The organism is Flavobacterium ajazii (assembly GCF_010614725.1).
Lineage (GTDB): Bacteria > Bacteroidota > Bacteroidia > Flavobacteriales > Flavobacteriaceae > Flavobacterium > Flavobacterium ajazii.
On record NZ_JAAEHL010000010.1, the window covers coordinates 14,197 to 31,872 of the forward strand.

12 protein-coding genes are annotated in these 17,676 nt (G+C 35.0%); 4 read left to right on the forward strand and 8 right to left on the reverse strand.

Annotated elements, in window-relative coordinates:
- Positions 1-98 precede the first annotated feature (98 nt).
- Positions 99-872, reverse strand: coding sequence for a TlpA family protein disulfide reductase (locus tag GWR14_RS17355; RefSeq protein WP_163410350.1), 774 nt, complete (start codon positions 870-872; stop codon positions 99-101).
- A 161-nt stretch (positions 873-1,033) separates the two neighbouring features.
- On the opposite strand from GWR14_RS17355, the gene GWR14_RS17360 reads away from it, so the two are divergent.
- On the forward strand, positions 1,034-2,035 hold the full coding sequence (locus GWR14_RS17360; protein WP_163410351.1) for a virulence RhuM family protein: 1,002 nt from the start codon (positions 1,034-1,036) through the stop codon (positions 2,033-2,035).
- Between the two features lie 284 nt (positions 2,036-2,319).
- Here the strand turns inward: GWR14_RS17360 and GWR14_RS17365 are convergent, their stop codons facing one another.
- The 5 genes from GWR14_RS17365 to GWR14_RS17385 all read right to left on the reverse strand — a co-directional run bounded on the left by GWR14_RS17365 (position 2,320) and on the right by GWR14_RS17385 (position 12,563).
- Positions 2,320-4,386, reverse strand: coding sequence for a beta-N-acetylhexosaminidase (locus GWR14_RS17365; RefSeq protein ID WP_163410352.1), 2,067 nt, complete (start codon positions 4,384-4,386; stop codon positions 2,320-2,322).
- 139 nt (positions 4,387-4,525) lie between these two features.
- Entirely contained in the window at positions 4,526-6,463 is a 1,938-nt protein-coding gene (gene nagB, locus GWR14_RS17370) for a glucosamine-6-phosphate deaminase (RefSeq protein WP_163410353.1), read from the reverse strand.
- Positions 6,464-6,718: 255 nt separating this feature from the next.
- On the reverse strand, positions 6,719-7,744 hold the full coding sequence (locus GWR14_RS17375; protein WP_163410354.1) for a glycosyl hydrolase family 18 protein: 1,026 nt from the start codon (positions 7,742-7,744) through the stop codon (positions 6,719-6,721).
- Positions 7,745-7,827: 83 nt separating this feature from the next.
- Positions 7,828-9,360: a SusD/RagB family nutrient-binding outer membrane lipoprotein gene (locus GWR14_RS17380; RefSeq protein ID WP_163410355.1), complete on the reverse strand. Its 1,533-nt coding sequence runs from the start codon at positions 9,358-9,360 to the stop codon at positions 7,828-7,830.
- An 11-nt stretch (positions 9,361-9,371) separates the two neighbouring features.
- On the reverse strand, positions 9,372-12,563 hold the full coding sequence (locus GWR14_RS17385; RefSeq protein ID WP_163410356.1) for a SusC/RagA family TonB-linked outer membrane protein: 3,192 nt from the start codon (positions 12,561-12,563) through the stop codon (positions 9,372-9,374).
- Between the two features lie 262 nt (positions 12,564-12,825).
- On the opposite strand from GWR14_RS17385, the gene GWR14_RS17390 reads away from it, so the two are divergent.
- From GWR14_RS17390 to GWR14_RS17400, 3 genes are all read left to right on the forward strand, one after another.
- Positions 12,826-13,875, forward strand: a complete 1,050-nt coding sequence (locus tag GWR14_RS17390) for a sensor histidine kinase (RefSeq protein ID WP_163410357.1) — start codon at positions 12,826-12,828, stop codon at positions 13,873-13,875.
- Positions 13,865-14,566: a LytR/AlgR family response regulator transcription factor gene (locus GWR14_RS17395; RefSeq protein ID WP_163410358.1), complete on the forward strand. Its 702-nt coding sequence runs from the start codon at positions 13,865-13,867 to the stop codon at positions 14,564-14,566. Before GWR14_RS17390 ends, GWR14_RS17395 begins: the two co-directional genes overlap by 11 nt.
- Positions 14,567-14,739: 173 nt before the next feature.
- Entirely contained in the window at positions 14,740-16,209 is a 1,470-nt protein-coding gene (locus GWR14_RS17400) for an MFS transporter (protein WP_163410359.1), read from the forward strand.
- Between the two features lie 91 nt (positions 16,210-16,300).
- Here the strand turns inward: GWR14_RS17400 and GWR14_RS17405 are convergent, their stop codons facing one another.
- Both GWR14_RS17405 and fsa read right to left on the reverse strand, forming a co-directional pair.
- Positions 16,301-16,795 carry a hypothetical protein gene (locus tag GWR14_RS17405; protein ID WP_163410360.1) on the reverse strand — a complete coding sequence of 165 codons (495 nt, stop codon included), beginning with the start codon at positions 16,793-16,795 and terminating at the stop codon, positions 16,301-16,303.
- Between the two features lie 91 nt (positions 16,796-16,886).
- Entirely contained in the window at positions 16,887-17,543 is a 657-nt protein-coding gene (gene fsa / locus GWR14_RS17410; RefSeq protein ID WP_163410361.1) for a fructose-6-phosphate aldolase, read from the reverse strand.
- Positions 17,544-17,676: the final 133 nt, after the last annotated feature.

Here is a 17,676-nt window from a genome sequence, read left to right on the forward strand (position 1 = left end):
GAAAAAGGTTCAGAGTTGCAAAGATGCAAATTCACCATTAAGATATTAAGAAAATTAAGCTCTGCTTCATGAAACTTAATATCTTAATGGTGCAAAATTTAATTTTTACTTTCTTTCTCCAAAGCGACTTCGAGGCTTTCGTAATTCGAAACTACTTTTTTGATTACTCCTGCTTTATCCAAAATAAAATGCGTTGGGAAAGCATTTAAATCCAGTTTTTCATTCATATACGTTTTCATGTTTGGAATAACGGAATATGAAAGTGTTTTTCTAGCCAAAAATGTTTTTAACTGTTCCGGTGTATCTTCGGCCAGACTTATGAAAATAATATCTTTTCGGTCTTTGTATTTTGAAACTAATGCGTTGACCTTTGGAAACTCTTTGATACAGGCTGCACAATGAATGTACCAGCACTTTATAACAACGATTTTACCGTTCATGGACTCATTGGTTATCAGATTTCCGTCTAAATCTTTAAAGGAGAATTCCGAAAAAGGCTTTCCTTCCATCTCATAATTTTTTAAAGCATCAAAAGCTTCCTGATTAATCGTTGCTTTGATACTTGTATCTGATTTTGGAAGGATTTTAAACAGTTTGTAACAATAAACCGAATCAGCTGATTTTAATCGGATTGGGATAAAACTTTCGTTTGCCAGGGCATTCAAAAATACTTTTTTTGAGATTTCTTTTGAGGATTCATCCAGTGCAATATAATCCCGTGAAAGCATAATATTTCTGCTTTGATATGCCCACCAATCCATAAATTTACTTTGAATCTTTGCCGGATCAACTTCAGGATCACCATATTTAGTCTGACTTGTGCAAGAAGTAAAGATTAAAAACAGGATGATAAAGCGGATTAATTTATGCATGATATTTAATAGAATAATTTAAGAATCAAAAGTACTTAAAAATTAATGTTTCAAAAATGATTTATTCAAATTAGCTATATTCGCTAAAATCTTGGCTGATTAAATAATTCAGCTTCTCAGATTCAAATTACCTGAACACATTTCGACAAAAAAAGATAAATATGCAGGCACCAATTTTACTATATCAGACATCGGAATCTAATATAAATGTTGAAGTTACTTTTTTAGATGAAAATTTTTGGCTTTCACAAAAAGCTATGGGGCAATTATTTGATGTTAACATTAGAACTATAAATGAACATCTTCAAAATATCTTTAACACATCTGAACTAGATAAAAATTCAACTAACCGGAAAATCCGGATAGTTCAAACTGAAGGAAAAAGAGAGGTTAGCAGAGAAATTGATTTTTACAATCTTGATGCAATAATAGCAGTAGGATACAGAGTAAACTCTAAACAAGCATCTCAATTCAGGATTTGGGCAACTAAAACACTGAAAGAATTTATCATCAAAGGATTCATTGTAAATGATGAAATGCTGAAAAACGGTAAATCCTTTGGAAAAGATTATTTTGAAGAATTACTGGAACGCATTAGAGAAATTCGTGCCTCTGAAAGGAGATTTTATCAAAAAATAACCGACATCTATGCACTTTCGGCCAATTATGACAAAGACGATGTTACTACAAAGACATTTTTTGCAACAGTTCAGAACAAATTACACTGGGCAATAACGGGTAAAACAGCTGCCGAAATTATTTATAATGAAGCCGATGCTACTAAAATCTATATGGGATTATCTACATGGAAAGATGCTCCCAATGGAAAAATTCAGAAAAGCGATGTAAGTGTTGCCAAGAATTATTTAAATGATGCACATCTTCAGGAATTAAACAGAATTGTTTCTGCTTACTTAGACTTAGCCGAGAATTATGCCAAAAGACAAATTGTAATGCAAATGGAAGACTGGACCGTTTTTTTGAATAATTTTCTACAACTTTCTAACTACCCAATTCTAAATGAAAAAGGAAAAGTAACACATTTAGAAGCTAAAATTAAAGCCGAAATGGAATTTGATAAATTTAGAGTTATCCAGGACAGAGAATATCTTTCTGATTTTGACCGGGAAATTTTAAATCTGGAAAAAAAAAATAAAAATTAAAAAACCTGACAACGAATTGCCATGTTTACAATGTTCTTTTTCGGGTAAAAACCAAATAACAAATTACCCAAAACTGACACATTACTTGAAATAAAATTTAGATTAAAAAATAAATAACCAAACTCAATTTTAACCGTCCCAATATTTTATTTCTATTTCTCTTTAAAACTTTTAATAAACTAATTTGGTTAAAATTATCTCTGCCAGATTGTTTTTCCGGCAGAGACAAAACCAATTAAATAATCATTAAACTTAACTTAAACTACACATTACTAACTCAAACTTTATATCAACTTTTTAAAACTTGTATAAACTGCAAGCTCAACGTCGGCGTGGTCTTTTGTATTGCATTGTTCTATCAGGCTTTTCAAATCGGCCGGTTTTAAACCTGATTTATTGTCTAACAGAAGCAGCAATTGCTGTGATGCATCACTTAATTTTTTCGCTAATGGCAAAATCGGCTGTACCAAAGGCGCATTGGCACTCAAATCAATTAATTCTTTGTTGACTGTAATCCATTTGTTTAAAAATGCTGTGACTTTTTCTTTATTCTCTGGGGTTTTATTTACCAGATATTGCGTTACCGCTTCATCAAAAGCTAAAGCATCTTTTGCGTCGGGTGTGCATGCATCTGCGAAAAGTGTTAACGGAGAATACGTCTGGTATTCTGTGCCGTCTTTATTTCGCGTATAACCTTTTAATGGTTCGCAAACATTTGAAAATTCAGTTAGCGATTTTATGTTTTGATTGTTGGCAATATTTCTCAGAATCACATCTTTGTTGCGAATGTGTGTCAGTCCTAATTCCTCTAATCTGAACGAAACGGTTTCAAGGCGTTTACGCATATCAGCAACATCGGTAATATTTTCAGGAGACCAGAATCTTTCTGCAATTGCTGCCGTCCTTGGCCACACTCTTGAATCAATTGTTGCCGGTGATGCAAGTTCTGTCCACATTGTGGCTTCTCCGCCCAGAATTCTTGCTTTTTCTTCGGCAGATAAATTAGCATCTTTTGGCATTGGGTCAGTTAAATAATGACTTTCAATCGGATACATCAAATCAATATAATAGCCATTTGACAACACTGTTTTATACCCTTTTTTTACTGCTTCAACTAAAGACTGACCCGGTAAAACACCTTCATTTGGCCCTCTCCACGAATGAACAATAGCTTCTTTTGACAAATCTTTGGTTAGAATTTCTTCCCAGCCCATCAGTTGTTTTCCGTGTTTTTTTAGCATCGGAACCAATTGCATCGTAAAATAAGTCTGTAATTCGTGATTGGTTTTTAAGTTGTGTTTCTTTTTAAATGCCTGAATCTTCGGATTGGCATCCCAGTCTTTCCCTTCGTTTTCATCACCTCCAATGTGAAAATAGGCTCCCGGAAACAACGGACAAACCTCATCAAAAATTTCGCTCAACAATTGGTAAGTTTTGGGATTTGAAGGATCTAATGTAGGCGTAAAAATACCCGCATTTCTCTCAATTCCGTAGGTTGCAATTGCTGTTCCCTGAATATTTTTTTCTGAAGTTCCACCGGTAAGCGTAATCACTTTGCTCCCAATTTCAGGATAAGCCGTCAAAATCGCAGAACCATGCCCAGGAACATCTATTTCGGGAACAATTAAAATACCGCGTTCATCAGCATATTTTACTATATTTCTGATTTCTTCTTGCGTGTAATAGAGTCCATCTGAAGCTAATTCGATTAGTTTTGGATGTTTTTTTGTTTCGATTCTCCAGCCCTGATCATCAACTAAATGCCAATGAAAAACATTCATTTTCATAGCAGCCAGTCCGTCAAGATTTCTTTTGATAACATCTACCGGCTGAAAATGTCTTGAAGCATCAATCATTAAACCTCTCCAGATAAATCTTGGAAAATCTGAAATCTGCGAATTCGGAAAATAAAACGATGAACCATTGTTTTGCAACAACTGTAATAATGTTTCAAGACCGTGTAAGGCTCCTAAATCACTGGTTGCATTCAACGTAATTTTGTTTTGTTTGATGTCTAAATGATAACTTTCATCTTCATATAAACCTATTTTTCCGCTTTTGGTACAATTGATCTGAAGTTCTGCTGTTGGAACCTCATTTAATTTTGTAATAAAACCCTGTTCGAAAAAAATACCGGTTCTGCCATCTAAACGTCGTAAAAAACGGGTTGCACCGCCAAAAATTCTTGAATTCGGATTTCCGGTAATGTTTACTTTAAATTTTTTGGTTAAAGTAAAATTCCCGTCGTTTAAAACTATACTTTGAGGCCAGGGCATAAGACTGAGCTGCTCTTTTTTCGTCTGAGCACCAACAGTCAAACCCGCAAATAACAGGATTATTAAATATCTCATATTTTTTTTAGTTTGAACATGCTACCAACTGAGTAACATGGTATTAAAAAAAATCCAGAATGATCTCTATTGACCCTCACTATCCGTTGAAATCAATCTGAATTATACGATTTGATTCTAAAACCAAATCTTAAATAAACTAGTAATCAAAACGTTTGAAAGCTTCAATAGCTTCATATTCTGCCAGACCTAATTCATCGTACAGCACGGCTGTATTTTTGTTACGGTCTTCTGCCCTAACCCAAAATTCCCTTGAATCATTGCCCTGAAACATCACCCTGTCTTTTTGAGACTGATGATACAGAATCGCATGGCGTTTCAAAAGTACTTCTGACGGAGAAAGCGGAACGGCCATATCAATTTCGTGAATGTCCCATTCGTGCCACGCCCCTCTATATAACCACAACCAGCAATCGTTCATGTATGGTTCCGGTTTAAGCTCTTTTAATGCAGCAAATATGGCATTCAGACAAACTTCGTGTGTTCCGTGTGGATCAGCCAAATCTCCTGCTGCAAATACCTGATGTGGTTTTATTTTAGCGATAATATCCTTTACAATAGCAATATCTTCGAGACCCAGTGGATTCTTTTTAACCTGCCCTGTTTCATAAAAAGGAAGATCTAAGAAATGTGTGTTTTCATCTTTCAGTCCAATGTATCTTGTCGCTGCATAAGATTCTCTTCTTCTAATCAGCCCTTTTAATTTTCGGACTTCTAAAGAATCTACCTGATCTTCTGATTTGTTATTCAGAAATTCAATTACCGATTTGAAATTTATTTTAGGATCGGCATCACCTACAAAATCATTGCATACCTCAGCAAATTTTAGCGCTTCATCATCTGTAACCGCGATATTTCCGGAGGTTTGATACACAACATGTACATCATGCCCCTGTTTTATGAGTTTTGAAAAAGTTCCTCCCATCGAAATCACATCGTCATCAGGATGCGGACTAAAAAGTATTACTCGTTTTTTGGCAGGATTTGCCCTTTCCGGACGATGCGAATCGTCTGTATTTGGCTTTCCGCCCGGCCATCCGGTAATGGTGTGCTGCAATACATTGAACATATTGATATTCAAATCATAAGCAGAACCTTCCAAAGCCAAAAGATCTGACATTCCGTTATTGTTGTAATCACGGTCTGTTAATTTTAAAATCGACTGTTTTGTTTTTTGACACAACCAGACAATCGCTTTGCTTTTTAATTCCTGTGTCCAGATGCATTCTCCTACCAACCAAGGTGTCTTGAAACGTGTTAATTCAGAGGCTGCGGACTGGTCTAAAACAAAAGTCGCATTAGGATGATTTTGTAAAAATGTAGCAGGAACTTCAGAACTGATATCTCCCTGAATGGTTCTTTTGATAACATCTGCCTTGTTTTGTCCCCAGGCCATCAATACAATTCGTTTAGATCTCATAATAGTCGAAACCCCCATCGTAATCGCACGTTTAGGAACGTTATCAATACCATTAAAATCTGACGAAGCATCTACTCGTGTAATATGATCCAGTGTAATGATTCGGGTTCCTGAATTAATATGTGATCCCGGTTCGTTGAAACCTACATGTCCCGTACGACCAATACCTAACAACTGAAAATCGAGGCCTCCGGCTCTTTTGATATTCATTTCATAATCGATACAGTATTGATTTAATTCATCAATTGCAACTGTACCATCTGGAATATTAACATTCTCAGGATCAATATCGATATGATTAAAAAGATGCTGATGCATAAAATAGTGATAGCTCTGATTACTCTCTTTTGACATCGGATAATATTCATCCAGATTGAAAGTGATTACATTGCTAAAACTTAGTCCTTCTTCTCTGTGCATTCTCACTAATTCCTCGTACACTTTTATAGGAGAAGAACCCGTTGCCAAACCTAATACGCAAGTTTTGTTTTTTTCTTGTTTAGCCCTGATTAACTGTGCGATTTCCTGCGCTACAATTACCGAAGCCTCTGCTGAACTTTTGAAGATTTCATTATGAATTTTTTCAAATCTTGTTTCTTCAAATTTTCCTGCACTTTTATAGCTGATATCAGGTTTTATTTCTAAAGCACTTTTCATTTTTTTTCTTTTTTTGATACTATTATTTATAAAAGTAAGACTTTTCGTAATACGCTAAGTAACCCATCCTTAACACTCACCAACCCTACTTTTATTCTTTTCTGCAAATTTATTTTTAAAGGATTCCTCAAAAAAATTATTTATACAAACTGCTCAATGTTTTAAACGAACAACACTATTCGGTCAATAACACGTTTTGTACAATAAAAAAAGAACTTCTATACAGTAAAGATTTGCATATTTTACAGGCGGCTTTTAGTTACCGCATAAATCTGTGGTAATAAAACCTAGTTTTGTGTATTTTTTGTGAATTACATCTAATAAAGAATATTCATCAAACGAATCCTGGGAAATTTCCCAAATCATAATTCCGCCTGTGGTTTCTGATGCCAGCTGTACTTTTTGCTCAATCGTTGGTCTTCCGTTATAATAAATTTTGCCCCATTCATCCTGATCTGCAAACTGTTTCCCAGAAGCTACAATTTGTCCGTAAGAGGGACTGGTAACTATTGCCTCTGTGAAATTATGCCCGTAAAAAGGAACCCCGAGTGTTAGTTTATCTTTTGGGACATTTTGCAGTTTATTCCAGAAATCAATCCCCAGTTTAGCGTCATCAAAAGAACTGTGCTGTCCCGGTTTTTCAGGCGCCCAAGGACCTGTCATATCATAAGCCATAATATTAATGAAGTCAAAAGCATTTAAGGCCTCATTGCTTATGTTCGCAAAACGTGTGTTATTTGGTAATGCTGCTGTTATAAGCTTGTTTTTGCTTTTTATGGCATTTTTTAATTCAATAACAAAACCACTGTAACCCGTCGTGACTGCATCCCATTCCAGATCCACATCAACACCATCCAATTTATGAACTTCAACAAAACTGACTATCTTTTTTATAAAATCAGGCCTGTTTTCCGGTTTATCAATAAGCTTTGACCAGTTGGCCGCCTGCTCTGCCGATATAACTCCGCCAGCGATTGAAATACTTATTTTGATTTTAGGATTGATAGTTCTTACATATTTAATAACAGCATCAATATCAACGTCAAAAATTAAATTTCCTTCTTTATCCGGGTTTGCAAATGACAAATTCAAATGTGTAAGTTTGCAAAACTGTATAGAATTTATTTTATTATAATTATCCGAAAACAGATAACCTACAACTCTGGCAGTTTTACTTTTTGGATTCTCAATTTCTGTATCGTTCTCCTTAGAACAGCTATAAGATGAAAAAAGTGAACCAATAAAGAAAAGGATACCTAATAAGGCTTTATTTTTTATCATTATTTTTAATTTAAAACGTTTTTAATTTATCAGAATAAAAATAACACCTCATTAGGCATAACTTTATATTTTGGGGTTATTTTTTAGTTGGCATCCCACCAAACTTTATTCAGCCAGTCATTTGTTCCTCCCATTCTTGACAATGCATCCAGATAATTCGTTTCATTTTTCTGCATTTCATCGTTAGGATAATACAAGCGGGTTGGTACAACACCTCCTGTTTCTGAATCAGGATTTGTTATTGGCAATAAATGCGGGAATCCGGTTCTTCTCTGATTAGAATACGCTTCGATACTGTTGAATATGTATGTAATCCAAAGCTGTGTTCCTATTTGCTCTTTTTCTGTTCCTGCCACTAATGGCTTAGCATTTAGATAAGCATCAATATCTGTCTGAAATGGCAGAGTTGCTCCGTAGATCAACAATTGTTTGATACCGGCTTCAACTCCTTTTTTGTAATATTCAGCAGCAGAAGTACCTGTTACCCATCCTCTGTGAGCAGCCTCGGCTAATAATAATTGTGTTTCTGAATAACTTACATGCAGATAAGGTGTTGTTTTTTGCTTAAAATAAGACTGGATTCCTGAACTTGCAGTTGCCCCTCCCGGAACTTCCCATTGAAAAGATCCCGGACGAACCCCCTCATACAGTTTTTCTCCCGGCTGAACTGGCTGACCACCTTTTCCCGGCAAAGCAGAAGTTGTTTTAGGAGTTGCCAGCATAGTTAATCTAGGATCTCCGTTGTCTCTCAAATAATCTATTACCAATGAACTGAAATGATCTCCGTGCTCATTACCTACAAAAGCATAAGCCAAACCGTTTCCTCTAAAATCGATAGCTGCAGGATTATCACTGAAAGTAGCATCTAAGTGTTTCATGATACAGTTGTCAAGATTACTCTCAAAAACACCATTTTGTAAAGCTGCTTTTACTTGTTTTTCTGCTTCTTGTGGTTTTACTTCAGAAAGTCTCATTCCTAAACGTAGTCTTAGTGTATTAGCCAGTTTTTTCCATTTTGAAATATCACCATTATAAAACAAATCTCCTTTAACAGAACCACCTCCTGCATTTAACTGATTGTATGCTTCATCTAATTCACTAAAAAAGGCTGTATAAACTTCTTCCTGAGTATCATATTTTGGTGTTACAATTCCTTCTGAGAATCCTTTTCCTGCCTGAGAATAAGGAATATCCCCATAAAGATCAGTTAAACGCTGTGCCACCATCACTTTCATAATTTTTGCTACAGCATTCATGTTTACCATAGCAGGATTACCACTGGTTTTATCCAAAATATCTACAACATTTTTCAGCTCATTTGCATAACCGTTTCTCCAGATTGCTGTTGCGTAGTCATCACTTTTCTTGAATTTGTTGCCATATTCTGTTTGATTCCAGGCACCGGAATAATGCTGTACAAATCCTCCTGAATAAATCAGGTTTGCTCTCCATTGGTAGTATCCGTCTCCTGACATACACAATTGGGTAAATGTTAGCTGTCCTGCAGGATTTGCTGACAATGCAACCGGATCTTTTTCCAGTTCATCAAAATTTTCGGTACAGCCAACTGCAGTAAACAATATGGCTATGGCTAGTATTATATTTTTAAATTTCATAATTTCTTTTTTTAGAATCCTACTTTAATATTAAAACCATACGATTGTCTGAATGGCAGTGAGCCATATTCAAATCCTTGCCCATTTCCGGAAGTATACATAGACTCCGGATCAACGTTTGGTAAATCCTTATTAAAAGTCAATAAATTTCTTGCGAATGCAGATACATAAATGGAATTAATTTTTGCTCCTCCAAAAACACTTTTTGGAATACTGTAACCTAAGCTTATCTCTCTTAGTTTTACATAAGAAGCATCGTAAATAAAAGGTGCCGGTGTATTGTTGAAAACAGTATTCCAATAATCCTGAGGGTTTACAGGTTTTGTATTTTCTACGTATACAGGATTAGCAGCAGTTCCGGTATTCACTACACCTTGTGCAACATAACCCGCAGTTGGGATCCATGTTGACTGACTAAAATTAGGGTCGTTTGCAATTGCTTCTGCTCTTGCATGGTTGTAAGCATCTCTTCCTTCTGTAGTCACATCCAAAAGTCCTTTTTGTGCAGCTAATGAATTTGTCATAGAATATACATCCATTCCAAATTTCATATCAATTAAAAACTGAAGTGTTATTCCTTTATAAGAAAATCTGTTTGTTAAACCGGCAGCCCAATCAGGAAGTCCTTTTCCTAAAGCCACTTTAGAATCTGTAAACATAGGCAAACCATTTGCATCTACAATCTTCTCTCCAGAAGGTGTTCTTAGAAAATCTTTTCCAATGATAGTTCCGTATTGACCTCCAACCTGAGCTACGATAGCCGCTCCGGCCCAACGAGCTTCAGAAATAGCGTACGTATTGATATCCGGGTGTAAAGAGATAATTGAGTTTTTGTTTTTTGAGAAGTTCAAATCAATTCCCCATTCGAAGTTATTCGTTTTAATTGGAGTCCCTGATAAGAAAATCTCAATACCTTCATTTCGTAGTTGTCCTGCGTTTACCGAAAGGAATTCATATCCTGATGTAGCAGATGATGCTAAATCAAGAGTCTGATCAGCAGTATCTTCGCGATAAACTGTAATATCTGCTTTTAATCTGTTTTTAAAAAATGCTGTTTCAACCCCAAACTCAACTCCTGTTTTAGACTGATAAGTCAAATTAGCATTTGGTGCTGCAGAATTTTTAATATTAACAACACTTTGTCCGTCATAAGATGAAAAGGTAGTATAATTTAAAGCATTTTTATACGCTCCGGGTGCATTTGAAACCTGTGCCCATGAAGCTCTGAATTTTCCGTAACTGAATGTATCATTCTGGATATTTAAAGCATCAGAGAAAATAAAACCTAACGAAGCTGCAGGATAAAAAGCATCTTTGTTGATCACACTGAACCAGTCGTTTCTTCCTGTAAACTCAGCATATAAGTATCCTTTGTAATCAAATTTTGCAGATCCGTAAACCGAATTAGTTCTGGTTCTCGTTACTACAGGAGCATTCTCAGTCTGATTTACAAAATTACTGATGTATTCTGTACCCGGCTCAATAATTTTAGTACCGAATCTTGAATTTTGTTCTCTTTTAAAATCTCTTCTTCCTGTTCCTAAAATTCCTGAAAAAGTAAAGTCTGTAGCTAATTTTATATCGCTGAAAGTAGCAATAATATCCGTGTTCATCTCTGAAACATTTATATTATCTAACCCTAAATATCCTTCATCTCTTCCTGGCCATGTACTTCCTGCTTCCATAAAATCTTTTGAACTGAAAGCATAGCTGTCTAAACCGGTTCTAAAAGTCAATGCTACCCAGTTTTTCAACTGATAAGTTCCTGTAACATTACCTATAAAACGATTTTTTACAGATGAGTTATGATTTTCCTGTGTAGTGAAATACGGGTTCAATTGGTACACATTATTATTCCATGGATAAATCTGGCCTGTTTCTTCATTTTTATAATGTTTCAGCCATGCCTGATCAAAACTTGGAGCTAATGAACTTAATGAATAACCAACGTTATTTGGAGAATCCCCTAATCCTGGTCTGTTCTGAGTATTTTCGACCATGTAATTTACGTTTGCATCCAAAGTAAATTTCTCCGATTTTATTCTTCCGTTTAAACTTGCATCGTTTCTTTCTAAACCAGATTCCGGAATAACGTCATCATTTGTCAGATTGTTAAATCCGAAGCGAACAAATGCATTGTCACTTCCTGCCGATAATGAGATTCCGTTTGAAAGCGTAACTCCTGTCTGGAAAAAATCCTGAATATTATTCTCTACTTTCGCATACGGCTTCATAGAACCATCAAATATTTTTATCTGCTGCCCAACACTCTCAGAAAATTTAGGTCCCCAGGCACTTGTAGTATAGTTATATATTTCAGAAGGTGCTTTTGTTGGATCTGGTAAAGCTCCGTTTGATCCTGAACCATATTCAGACTGATAATCAGCATATTTTGCATTTACCCTGTCAAAACTTACACCGCTTGTCAGTTCAACCTGTAATTTGCCTTTGCTACCTTTTTTAGTTGTAATAAGGATAACACCGTTTAGGGCTCTTGATCCGTATAATGCAGCTGCCGCAGCTCCTTTTAGTACTGTTAAGCTTTCAATATTATTTGGATTAATACTCGAAATTCCGTCTCCGTTATCTCTTCCGTCAAACCATTTACTTGTTGCAGCAGTATCATTGTTCAAACCTGAATTATCAATAGGCACTCCATCTACAATATAAAGTGGCTGATTGCTTTCACCAATACTTGAAATTCCTCTAATAATAACCCTTGTTGATCCACCTACTCCCGTGGCCGGAATAGAAACATCAACACCGGCAACCTTTCCGGAAAGAGCGGTAGCCACATTCGTAGTAATAACTTTGTTTAATTGTTCTCCTTTAAGATCCTGAACCGCATAACCTAGTTCTTTTTTCTGTCTTTTAATACCTAATGCCGTTACCACAACTTCATTTAATGTATTTGAAGCCGCCTGCAGCATTTTCACATTAATTGTTGCTGCCTCCCCAACAACGATCTTTTGTGTTTCAAGGCCTACATAGGTAAAAACCAGTGTTTGTCCTTTTTGCGCTTCAATTGTATACAAACCGTCAAAATCGGTAGTCGCACCTTTTTGCCCCCCTTGTACAGCAACAGATGCCCCTGGTAACGGCACCCCATTTGAATCTGTAATCAAACCTTTGACATTTTTTACCTGAGCAAGCGAAACCTGCGCTGTAAAAACAATCATAAAGATTAATAGAATTTTTTTCATGTTTATTTATTTTGTTAGTTATGAGGTAAAATTATTCTTAAGGTATTGTTAAAAAAAATAATTTATACAAACTACATCAAACTTTAAACGAACGACATAAAACAATCAATAATCCGTTTTACGAAAACGTTTTATAAACAAAAAAACATACAAAAAATCACTTTGCATAATTTTTTATTCAAAAAAATTGCGTTTTATCAACTAATTGTTTAAAGTTGCATAACCAAAACAAACTGCTTCTAAACCCAAACCATTCCTAAAGTTGAGCGAAATTCAAAAATTAAACTTTGACATTAAACTTCGAAATCATATCTGGTTCTGGGGCAGTTATTTCACTCTCAATTTTTTAAGATGGGGCGCTTATTTTAACGACTACGAATATTCATTTAAATCGAATCTGATTGAATTTTCTCTTCACATTCCTTTGGTTTATTTTAACCTTTTTATTTTAGTCCGTCGTTATGTCCTGAAACAGAAATACATTAAGTATACGATTGCATTATTAGCAAGTCTTTTTGCAGTCTATTTACTAAAAACAGCCCTGACGTATTATATCGTTTCCGAAAACATCTGGCCCGAAGCAAATCGCGAATATCATCCTTTCGAAATAAACCATATCGTAGCTGTATGTATTGGCGAGTTGTATGTTCTCGCCATGGCATCATCTGTATACCTGACATTAACCTGGCTTCGTGAAAGAGAAAGAAACAGGTCGCTAAGAGAAAATCAGTTTAAAATAAAACTCAAATACCTTGAGAATCAGATTCAGCCTCATTTTTTCTTCAATACATTAAATAATTTATATGCTTTATCCTTAGAATCTTCAGACAAGGTTCCGGATGTAATCATGAAATTATCAAACCTGATGGAATATGTATTGTATGATGTAAAAGGAACCAAATTTGTCCCTCTGATAAAGGAAATAGATTATATCCAGAATTATATCGAAATTGAAAAGCTCCGTTTTGAAAATGTGGAGGTCACCATTAATTTGGAGTGTGATATTGAAGATATCAAAGTTCCCCCCTTAATTTATATTTCATTAGTTGAAAACGCCTTTAAGCATGGTGGGCTGCATAACAAAAACCTGAAAATTAAAATAAACTGTAAAGCTGTTGGCTCTAAACTGCATTTTGAAATCCTCAATAATTTTGTAATTTCACAAAAAAATGATTCAAAAAGCGGTATTGGATTAGTCAACACAAAAAAAAGACTGAAATTGATTTATAAAAATAATTTTAGCCTGCATTACAAAACAAAGCTGAATTACTATATAATAAGTTTGCAAATACCTATTCATAATGAAGATTAAATGCCTGTTAATCGATGATGAACCTTTAGCTATCAAAGTTTTACAAAATTACTTTACAAATTTTCCTGACTTTGAGATTATAGGCACATTCAATAATTCTTTAGAAGCACTCGATTTTATAAACAGTACTCCTGTTGATGCCGTTTTTCTGGACATCAACATGCCTATGATGACCGGTTTTGAATTAATCAGCTTAATCGAAAACAAAACAAAAGTCATAATCACAACCGCTTTTAGGGAATTTGCGGCTGAAAGCTATGATCTTGACGTTCTGGATTATCTGGTAAAACCTATTCCGCTGCCAAGATTCATTAAATGCATCAATAAAATTGCCACCGAATACAATTTAAAAAACAATATTAAAACAGAAATAGCCAAAGGTGATTCACATATTTTTATCAAAGTCGATAAAAAAATGATCAAAATTGGTGTTGAAGAGATTCTTTTTGTCGAAGGAATGAAGGAATATATCAAAATTGTTACTCCCGATAAAACTTATATTACCCATAAATCAATTACTTCACTTTCTGAAGAATTACCTAATGACAAATTTTTGCGTATTCACAAATCCTATGTGATTGCTCTTAATAAAGTAAAATCAATTGAAGGAAACAAAATACAAATAAACTCTTACACTATTCCAATTGGAAGAAATTACAGCAAGGATGTTAAGAGTAAAATCCTGGAATAACTTTTACTTAATCGATATCGTAATTCTTAAAAAAATAACACATTGTTGAATAAATTGTGCTGTTTGTATAATTTCTGCATTTTTTATGCTTTTATATTTTTTTTTGATAATTGTAACAAATATATTTACGTCTTTCAAAACCACTAAAAACATAAAAAAAACTAAATTAAATTATGAATTCAGAAAATGTACAGACCAAGTGGGGACAATTCATTTCGTTGATAATTGTCTTCTTCTTTTGGGGTTTCGTTGGTTCTGCCAATGATATTTTAATCCCCGTATTCAAAAAAGTTTTTACTTTATCGCAGGTTCAGTCACAATTAGTAGCCTGGGCCTTTTATGCTGCCTATTTTGTAGGCTCGATAATTTTCTTTTTAGTATCCCTAAAAGTTGATGTTTTACAAAAATTTGGATATAAAAAAACACTTTCAGCCGGTTTAATCCTTTCTGCCGTAGGTTCCTTTTTATTTGTTCCTGCTGCTTCAATGGAAAGCTTCCCATTCTTTTTAACGGCTTTATTTACTGTGGGTTTAGGATTTTCGATTCAACAGATTGTAGCAAATCCTTTAGCCATCAAAATGGGAAGCCCAACAACAGGCGCACATCGCCTAACTTTAGCCGGAGGTGTAAACTCTTTTGGAACAACAATTGGTGCTATTTTACTGGGAATCGCTTTATTCGGAATGGGAGATAACAAAAAAACAGCACTTTCATTAGAAGACATCAAATTACCCTTCATTATACTCGGACTGGCTTTTATTGCTGTGGCAGTTTTTATGAACTTCTCTAAAATTGAAGATCCCGAAAAAGAGGAAGAAGCAATAATCAAACACGCTCATGAAAAATTCAATATTTTAGACTACCCACAACTTTATTTGGGAATGCTGGCTATTTTTATTTATGTTGGAACGGAGGTAACCATCATTAGTAATTTACCGGCTTTACTTCATACTTCAGAGTTTGGAAACATTCTTGAAGATGCTATTGCACCTTTTATAGCTCTTTATTGGGGAAGTTTAATGATTGGTCGCTGGAACGGTGGGGTCAATGTATTTGATTTACCAAAAGTGGCTGTTACAGCTCTTAAATTCATTGTTCCGGCTTTAGGATTTGCTGTTATTATTGGAGCCAACATATTTGCAGGTCATGATGTTTCCGGATTTTACATCTACCCTGTCTGGATTTTAATTTTCATAGCTGTAAGTTTCGTTGGAGGAAAAAACGCAGGCAAAACATTAATGCTTTTCGGTCTTTCAGGCGTAACCATGATGCTTATTGGATTGGTTTGCACAAATACCGAAATTGCTAAATTCTTTCTTATATCAGGAGGCTTATTCCTGTCAATCATGTGGCCTTCAATTTTCGATCTGGCTATTGCAGGATTAGGAAAAAATACTGGTAAAGCATCTTCATTCCTGATTATGATGATTCTTGGAGGAGGAGTTATCCCATTAATACAGGGAAGAATCTGTGATATCGACATAACAAGTCCAAATGGTATTTTCGGAATCACATGGACACATTTCTCTTATATTGTTCCGCTTATTGGTTTCGCTTATTTAGGATTCTACGGCTATTACTGCCCTAAAATATTAAAAAAACAAGGCATTAACCATGTTGAAGGTGGTGGCGGAGGTCATTAAATCATAAAAGTAAGTAAATAAATAGAAAATTCCAAATTCCAATGATCGATAAAATTGGAATTTGGAATTTTTTTATTGTTTTTTTGAAATTCTATTTTGCCGTTATAATCGCATTTAAGTTTTTCTTAAAAATAGCTTTATTTTTTTCGGTCAGCATATACACCACATCTTTATCAGCATGAACAATAACTTTGTCAATATTTGCTGTCAAAAGTGCCTGAGGATCTTTAATTTTTAAAGTGCAGGCGCCATCAAAAAAACCATCCTCTTCAATTATTTTTCGGGCTTCAATCTCTGTTCCGTCATTTAGTACAGCAGAAATAGTCAATTCCTTATTCGGTGTCTGTGAATAAAATCCGTCCATAACTAAAAGCAGTCTGTAAATATTCTTGAGTTCAGGTCCTTTAAACTCATGACGGGTAATATTGTAACGCAGTCCTTTTGCCAGTGTCTGAAACTTAACTGTACAATCCAATTCAAAAGTGGCTACATCACCGGCTTCATTTACTCCTTTGAGCACACTAGCCTGTGCGTTGGATGCCATACTAACAAACAAAAATGCTAAAATAAGAATACCTTTTTCCATATGTAGTTCTTTTTGAGACACATAAAAATAAAAAAAAATCGCCATGTTTCTGCTGAAAATGACGATTTTAATTGTTTATTTAAAAAGTAAACTATTTGTTACCTTTCTCAAAATCAGCTACAAACTGAGCTAATCCGATATCTGTTAAAGGATGTTTCAACAATCCAGCGATAGCAGACAATGGTCCTGTCATAACATCTGCACCAATTTTAGCACAGTTTACAATATGCATTGTGTGACGTACAGAAGCAGCTAAGATTTGAGTCTCATATCCGTAGTTATCATAGATTTCTCTAATTTCCTGAATCAAATTCAGACCATCTGTAGAAACATCATCCAAACGACCAATGAAAGGCGAAACGTAAGTCGCTCCCGCTTTTGCTGCCAATAAAGCCTGACCTGCAGAAAACACAAGTGTTACATTAGTTTTAATTCCTTTATCAGAAAAATATTTTGCAGCCATTACCCCTTCTTTTGTCATAGGCAATTTTACTACGATCTGCTCATGCAATTCAGCCAATTCTTCACCTTCTTTCACCATTCCTTCAAAATCCAGCGCATTTACTTCAGCACTTACATCACCATCAACAAGATTACAGATATCAACATAATGTTTCAAAATGTTGTTTTTTCCTGTAATTCCTTCTTTTGCCATCAATGACGGATTAGTCGTTACACCATCCAAAACACCCAATGCCTGTGCTTCTTTAATCTGAGCTAAATTAGCTGTATCAATAAAAAATTTCATAATTATATTTATTTAATTGTGTTCATAATTTGGGCGTGCCCCAAGGGTCGGGTGTTCCGCTGTATCTTTTTGTTTTTAAAGAAAAAACAAAAAGGATGCCGCTTCACCCCCTCACGCAAAGCCGGGGCAAAAT

Bases quoted from the DNA above. Each gene is read 5' to 3' on its own strand.
- GWR14_RS17355 (WP_163410350.1), bottom strand. From the start codon at position 872: ATGCATAAATTAATCCGCTTTATCATCCTGTTTTTAATCTTTACTTCT.
- GWR14_RS17360 (WP_163410351.1), top strand. From the start codon at position 1,034: ATGCAGGCACCAATTTTACTATATCAGACATCGGAATCTAATATAAAT.
- GWR14_RS17365 (WP_163410352.1), bottom strand. From the start codon at position 4,386: ATGAGATATTTAATAATCCTGTTATTTGCGGGTTTGACTGTTGGTGCT.
- nagB (WP_163410353.1), bottom strand. From the start codon at position 6,463: ATGAAAAGTGCTTTAGAAATAAAACCTGATATCAGCTATAAAAGTGCA.
- GWR14_RS17375 (WP_163410354.1), bottom strand. From the start codon at position 7,744: ATGATAAAAAATAAAGCCTTATTAGGTATCCTTTTCTTTATTGGTTCA.
- GWR14_RS17380 (WP_163410355.1), bottom strand. From the start codon at position 9,360: ATGAAATTTAAAAATATAATACTAGCCATAGCCATATTGTTTACTGCA.
- GWR14_RS17385 (WP_163410356.1), bottom strand. From the start codon at position 12,563: ATGAAAAAAATTCTATTAATCTTTATGATTGTTTTTACAGCGCAGGTT.
- GWR14_RS17395 (WP_163410358.1), top strand. From the start codon at position 13,865: ATGAAGATTAAATGCCTGTTAATCGATGATGAACCTTTAGCTATCAAA.
- GWR14_RS17400 (WP_163410359.1), top strand. From the start codon at position 14,740: ATGAATTCAGAAAATGTACAGACCAAGTGGGGACAATTCATTTCGTTG.
- GWR14_RS17405 (WP_163410360.1), bottom strand. From the start codon at position 16,795: ATGGAAAAAGGTATTCTTATTTTAGCATTTTTGTTTGTTAGTATGGCA.
- fsa (WP_163410361.1), bottom strand. From the start codon at position 17,543: ATGAAATTTTTTATTGATACAGCTAATTTAGCTCAGATTAAAGAAGCA.